Genomic DNA, 838 nt, shown 5'->3' on the forward strand with positions numbered 1-838 from the left:
CCTTTATTGCGTGTTCTTAGCTGTATTGTAACATGTTATCACTCTATACTCCTACTCGGATGCTTAATTTTGCTGATTTCTTCCCAGCATCATACTTTTTCATTCTTTCTCTTTCCACCTAATCAATCCGAAACTATCATTAAAATTCTAATATTATTGCGATGCACCCTCCCGCCTTCTCTCCAAAAATGTAATACTCTCAATCACAACTTCAGTTCTATATACTCTCTTTCCTTGCTCATCATCGTAATTACTCGTATGAATACGCCCGGTAATCCCAACAAGTGAGCCCTTCATACAATATTCTGTTACATTTTCAGCCGATTTTCGCCAAACAATACAATTTATAAAATCGACTTGTTGTTCACCTAAACTATTTCGAAAACCTCTATTCACCGCAACACATATTCGTGCATAAGCGACTCCTTGTTTTGTGTAGTATAATTCTGGCTCCTTTGTCAATCTACCGATTAATACAACTCGATTCATCATAAGTTATACCACCTCACATATTTTTCTTCATTGTAAAGAAAAATGTTGGAAGGGTAAAAAGTACAAAACAGCATGTTTGTAAATAAAAAATATTACTTTATATCTTACAAAACTAAAAAAGAAACCCTACATAGTTTAAACATGTAAGGTTTCCAAAAATATTATACTTCACTGCAAGATATGTAATATCCTCCGCGATCCATCTTTATTTCAGCGCAGTACATTACATTTTCCAAGTTAAAAATAATCGGTTTAACTTTACTCTCAAATTTTAATTCCCCATTACATTCAGCCGCATATCCTTCAATAGCTGAACGAATGACTTCTGCTGATGGATATGTTAAAG

At 33.9% G+C, this 838-nt stretch carries 2 protein-coding genes; both read right to left on the bottom strand.

Annotation, left to right across the window (positions count from 1 at the left end):
- Positions 1 to 153: 153 nt before the first annotated feature.
- Positions 154 to 492, bottom strand: coding sequence for a single-stranded DNA-binding protein (locus tag AC1DTM_RS29455; protein ID WP_088099017.1), 339 nt, complete (start codon positions 490 to 492; stop codon positions 154 to 156).
- Positions 493 to 653: 161 nt separating this feature from the next.
- Positions 654 to 838 (bottom strand): DUF4318 domain-containing protein (locus AC1DTM_RS29460; protein WP_477001587.1); only part of this gene is annotated, 185 nt, incomplete at its 5' end.

It is taken from the genome of Bacillus sp. P4_D3 (genome assembly GCF_056401855.1).

What these genes read in the sequence shown, in the direction of transcription:
- AC1DTM_RS29455 (WP_088099017.1), bottom strand. Translation starts at nt 492, where the DNA reads ATGATGAATCGAGTTGTATTAATCGGTAGATTGACAAAGGAGCCAGAA.